The 5050-nt window shown below is 33.7% G+C and carries 3 protein-coding genes; all 3 read left to right on the forward strand.

Translation table 11 applies throughout. The annotated features are described in order from the left end of the window. The first annotated feature begins 1572 nt into the window (after positions 1-1572). From JOC75_RS23670 to JOC75_RS23680, 3 genes are read left to right on the forward strand one after another with little or no spacing between them, the layout of a single operon-like run. Positions 1573-3246 carry a DUF6044 family protein gene (locus JOC75_RS23670; protein ID WP_204956350.1) on the forward strand — a complete coding sequence of 558 codons (1674 nt, stop codon included), beginning with the start codon at positions 1573-1575 and terminating at the stop codon, positions 3244-3246. A gap of 18 nt (positions 3247-3264) precedes the next feature. Continuing rightward, positions 3265-4278, forward strand: coding sequence for a glycosyltransferase family 2 protein (locus JOC75_RS23675; RefSeq protein WP_204956351.1), 1014 nt, complete (start codon positions 3265-3267; stop codon positions 4276-4278). Continuing rightward, complete coding sequence (locus tag JOC75_RS23680) at positions 4250-4666, forward strand: GtrA family protein (protein ID WP_239589649.1); 417 nt, start codon at positions 4250-4252, stop codon at positions 4664-4666. The genes JOC75_RS23675 and JOC75_RS23680 overlap by 29 nt, the downstream gene beginning before the upstream one ends. Positions 4667-5050: the final 384 nt, after the last annotated feature.

Here is a 5050-nt window from a genome sequence, read left to right on the forward strand (position 1 = left end):
AAGCGCAGCGAATGAAGACCGGAATGTGCGTATTTGGCACATGAGGATCTGAATGAACAAGCTGACGCGGAGATTCGCCGCTTATCGCAAGCCGATATCTGAATGCGGAAGTTAAGCTCTAGCGCCGATGGTAGTTGGGGGTTTCCCCCTGTGAGAGTAGGACGTCGCCAAGTAAAGAGTGGAAAGATCAGTAGAAATACTGGTCTTTTTTTGTATAGAAAAAGGTAAAAAAACATTATTTTATTTATATCGAAGATGTTGTTTAAAAGGTAGAGACTAAAAAGCATTACTAGCCTGAGGCTTGGGAGAAGCAAGAAGGTCAAGGAAGCGCAGCGAATGAAGACCGGAATGTGCTATTTGGCACATGAGGATCTGAATGAACAAGCTGACACGGAAATTCGCCACTTATCGCAAGCCGATATCCGGATGCGGAAGTTAAGCTCTAGCGCCGATGGTAGTTGGGGGTTTCCCCCTGTGAGAGTAGGACGTCGCCAAGTAAAGAGTGGGAAAGATCAGTAGAGATACTGGTCTTTTTTTGTGTAGAAAAAAATAAAAGGTAAAAAAATTCTTTACATTATATTGTTGACATTAGTAGAGTCTAAAAAGAACTACTAGCCTAAGGCTTGGGAGAAGCAAGAAGGAAGTGGGTGGCAAGCGGAGACAGATAATCTGATATCGCCAAGTAATGATATCAGATCAATAGTCTAAAATTTGTCATCAAGGAGATGAAGCCCATAAGAATCCAAAGTCTAAAATCCGTCATCAAGGATAAAGTCCAAAGATCAGTAGACACTGGTCTTTTTTTGTATGGAAGAGGTAAGAAAGTAGATTGATTATTTTATTATTATTTATGTGTAAGAGATATAGAGGCGAGTGAGTCTATCTTTTTTCAATCGCCATACGCAAGTTCGAGACGACTCCAAGTAACAATAGTAATGAACAAACCATTTTTTCAAAAGGGGTTCCAAACAATTGCTGAATAAACCCAAAAGACCAGAGTATAACAAAAAACCATAAAATTATTGATATCTTTCTATTGAATTTATATAGTCTATTTGCACCAACAATTAGTGTGAAAATTCCTCCAATAATACAAATCGAGAAATTAAGGATAGAGATGGGTAACTGAGTAGCGATGGAGTCAGATCTTCCGCCATTAACCCAACTTAATGGAATGATCCCGCTTAAAATAAGAACATGAATTAAGAGTGTCAAAGAGTAAAAACAAATCCCCAAACAAACAGCCGTTTTCATATTAACTTTTCTAAAGTTTTCAAACATACAGTTTAAGTAACTCCCTTGGTAGATTATATTTCATTTGATATTTAGTGCCCTGTTGAACAAATGTTCTTCTAACCACTTATATTCAAATTCACTTCCACAAATACCTTATTCTGAAGAAATAGTAAAACTGAATAAAAGATAAGCATTAGTTATTAAAGGACGAATACCAAATCAGATTTGCAGTAACTATAAAACTCTACAGTAATTGATAAATTTAGTATTTTTATCCTGTTTTTGTAAATGTTAATAGTAATGTAGGAGTAAAACTTATTTTTTGAGGTGTAAATATTGTTTGTGAGATTTTTGGGTTCAGAGAAGAAACTGATTATATTTGCTATTATCACTATCTGTATCTATCTGCTTCCTCTTTACCTTTTAGGTGGGGACGCACATATTAGGGTTCATGATAATCTTGATTCCAATTTAGCATGGTATAAGGTTTTGAGCGAAAGTGGGCAATTGTTAGGTCCAACTGATGCTACTATTTCTCAGGTGATTAATGGTTTACCTAGAAATGCTTATGGACCAGAATATAGTTTAATTGTCTGGCTGTATTCGGTGTTTCCGACGATGGTTGCTTATGCATTAAGTCAAAGTATTACTAGGATATTTGCATTTATAGGTATGTATTTATTGTTAAAGGATCACTTTCTGGTTCAAAAGAAATATGTAGTTATTAATGTTGGTGTTGCTTTAGCATTTTCTCTAACACCTTTTTGGCCATCGGGGATGTTAAGTACACTTGGAATGCCACTTGCACTTTGGGCTTTTTTACATATTAGAAATGGGAAGAGAAAATGGACACATTACCTGGTGTTAACATTGCTCCCGCTATATTCGAACTTTGTGTTAGGTTTCTTCTTTTTTCTATTTGCTATAGGTGTATTTTGGTTGGTTGATTTTATTAAGGGTAGAAGGAATTATCATTTTTTGCTTGCTATTGTTTATATGACGTTTCTCTTCCTAGTTGTAGAATACCGACTAGTTTACTCCTTTTTGTTTGATGACGAACCCAATAGCAGGGATGAATATTTCCATGCGAGACTTTCATTATGGAGAGTTATAAGGCTTACTTTTAAAAACTTTGTACTGGGTCATACACATGTTATGACGGTTCATGGGCTGTTTATATTAGCTGTCACACTACTATCTTTATATATAGTTATCATTAAGAAGTTATGGAAACAGGAGCAAGCTTTCATATTCTTGGTAATCCTGAACTTCTTGTTGTCTACTTGGTATGCATTCTGGTTTTATAAAGGGTGGCTTCCGTTAACAGAGAGATTTCATTTTATGGATACATTTAATTTTGCTAGGTTTCATTTTTTACGGCCTCTAATTATTTATGTAGGCTTTGCTCTAGGTTTGAAAATAATATGGGAATACGGAAAAAGATCCAAGTATTATTCGCTATTCTTCATAGCTGCTCAAATACTTCTCTTATTTTGTTTTAATGATGAAATTATTCATCGGAATAAGCCTTCTGTGAATGAGTTTTACTCAGTTGAGCTTTTTGAAGATATTAAGGACCATATTGAGCTGCCAGTTGAAGAATATAGAGTCGCAAGTATTGGGATTCATCCAGCAATTGCTCAATATAACGGTTTTTATACACTTGATACGTATAATAACTTTTATCCATTAACTTATAAGTATGAGTTTAGAAAAATTATTGAGAAAGAGCTTGCAAAAAATAAGAAAATAAGAACGTACTTTGATGAATGGGGAGGCCGTTGTTATATCTTTACGGATGAACTTGGTAAGCACTATATGTTTAAGAAAAACACGAAGAAGACGTTAAAAAACCTAGAACTTAATATAGAAGCGTTTAAAGATTTGGGAGGACACTATCTTTTTTCTGCAGTGTTAATCGAGAATGCAAAAGAAAATCATCTAGAGCTAGAGCGAGTATTTGAAGCTGATACATCTGCGTGGAAAATATATTTATATAAAGCTTTATAAATCAATGGAGGTTTTATAATGAGCAAGCCTATCCTTACTATTGTTGTTCCTTGCTATAATGAAGAAGAGGTTCTGGAAACAACCATAAAGGTGCTTGATAAAAAATTAACTCAATTTATAAATAATCATATAGTTTCTGAAAAGAGTAATATTTTATTTGTAGATGATGGTAGTAAGGATCGCACTTGGTCCATCATCTATAAAGAAAGTTTATATAATAGTAAGGTTAATGGCTTAAAACTTGCCAGAAACGTAGGTCATCAACATGCACTTTATGCAGGATTAATTACTGCTAAGAACTCAGCAGATTGTGTTGTATCAATTGATGCTGACTTACAGGATGATGTAGATAGTATCGTTGAGTTTTTACTGAAATTTGATGAAGGTTTTGATATTGTTTATGGTGTCAGAGATAAGCGTGATACAGACCGCTATTTTAAAAAAACAACAGCAGAAGCATTTTATAAGTTTATGAAAAAGCTAGGTGTTAACTTAATTTATAATCACGCTGATTTTCGGTTAATGAGTAGACGGGCAGTGGAGGAATTAGAGAAGTTTGAAGAAGTTAATCTCTTTTTAAGAGGAATTGTCCCTTTAATTGGTTTTCCTTCAACATCTGTCTATTATAATCGAAAAGAAAGATTAGCTGGAGAAACAAAATACCCTTTAAGAAAAATGCTGTCATTTGCATTTGAAGGCATTACATCATTCTCGATTACTCCTATACGGTTTGTGTTGTTTTTGGGCTTTCTTTCATTTTTTACGAGTATATTGTTTGGTACATATTTTATTAGCCTGAAGTTCTTAGGAGAAACAGAAACTGGATGGACTTCTCTTATTACGTCCATATGGTTAATCGGCGGATTACAGCTAATAGCCATTGGGTTAATTGGCGAATATATAGGCAAAATCTATAAAGAATCAAAACGTCGACCAAGATATAGTGTGGATATTGATACTTTAAATTTAAAACAAAGCTTACTAGGAAGGAATATAGGATCAAATGAGCCTGATCATAGAGAATTATTATAAAAGGGTAAATACATTTATTCGATTTATCCTGGTTGGGCTGATTAATACATGTATAGGTCTATCTTTGATTCTAATTTTGCTAAATGTATTAGAATTATCATATTGGATATCAACCTTCATTGGAAATAGTATAGGAGCTACGTGTAGTTATATTTTAAATAAGAACTTCACGTTTAATAGTAAAGTAAGCAATCAAAAAGGAATCACTTTATTTATTCTAGTAATATTGGGTAGTTACTTTATTTCGTATTCAATTGGTTATGTCCTATTTGATAAAAGTAAACTCTTAACCAGCTTTGAATATGTTAGGGAAACTTCTTTAATCCTAGCTGCAGTGCTATATACAGTATTAAATTACCTGGGACAAAGGTATATTGCGTTTAAGTGATAGCTATTGAATTAGATATAAATCATTACAAATAAGTAATGCTCATTAGTTATTTTAGGAGAAGTTTAGTTTGGGTGTTGACTTGATTATTAGTAAATGGTATTATTAATTTCTGCCGTTAAAGCAGTGAATATATATACCGATTTAGTTGAAAAACATTTTAATAAAAAGTGTTGACTTACTGAAACGTATCATGGTATTATATAAAAGTTGTCACTTGAAGCGACGATGCAATATGATCTTTGAAAACTAAACAAAACCAAGCGTGCCAACGTTAATTTCGATTAACAAAACGTACTATATAGTACAAAAACGAAACAACTATGAGCAAGTCAAACACTACTTTATTGGAGAGTTTGATCCTGGCTCAGGACGAACGCTGGC

It is taken from the genome of Metabacillus crassostreae (genome assembly GCF_016908395.1).
GTDB lineage: Bacteria > Bacillota > Bacilli > Bacillales > Bacillaceae > Metabacillus > Metabacillus crassostreae.